General features: G+C 51.4%; 1 protein-coding gene. It reads right to left on the minus strand.

What is annotated here, in order from left to right:
* Positions 1 to 300, minus strand: a 300-nt coding sequence (locus CGS25_RS18870; RefSeq protein ID WP_198588859.1) for an Rpn family recombination-promoting nuclease/putative transposase, incomplete at its 3' end; no start/stop codon positions are given.
* Between the last annotated feature and the right edge of the window lie 91 nt (positions 301 to 391).

Below are 391 nucleotides of genomic sequence, written 5' to 3' on the forward strand. Positions count from 1 at the left end.
TAAGTCCTGATACAACAAGCCGATGTAGCTCAGCAGCCGAACCGCCATGTAGTAATCGACGCTGGATTGAAATTCCAACATCAAATACAGATAGACCCACCGCTGCCGCCAACGCACGCGCCAGATTACGTCATTATGGCGGCTGCGCAGATCATCCGAAACGAAGCTCTCGGAGACCTTCTCCAAGGAGTCCAGTTCCAGTTCCTTGATCCAGTTTTCCTTAACGAACCCGAGCAGCAGGTCACGCACCATTTCCTGGTGCGCGAACAGTAATTTATAACCGGCGTCGTGTTCTGCCATAATTTACCCCGATACTGACCATATGGACAGCATAAAGGCAAACCGATTCGGGTCTGTCAGTCAGGGCGGAAAGGTGTGTCAGTCAATGACG

Source organism: Alloalcanivorax mobilis, from assembly GCF_002864685.1.
GTDB classification, from domain to species: Bacteria; Pseudomonadota; Gammaproteobacteria; order Pseudomonadales; family Alcanivoracaceae; genus Alloalcanivorax; species Alloalcanivorax mobilis.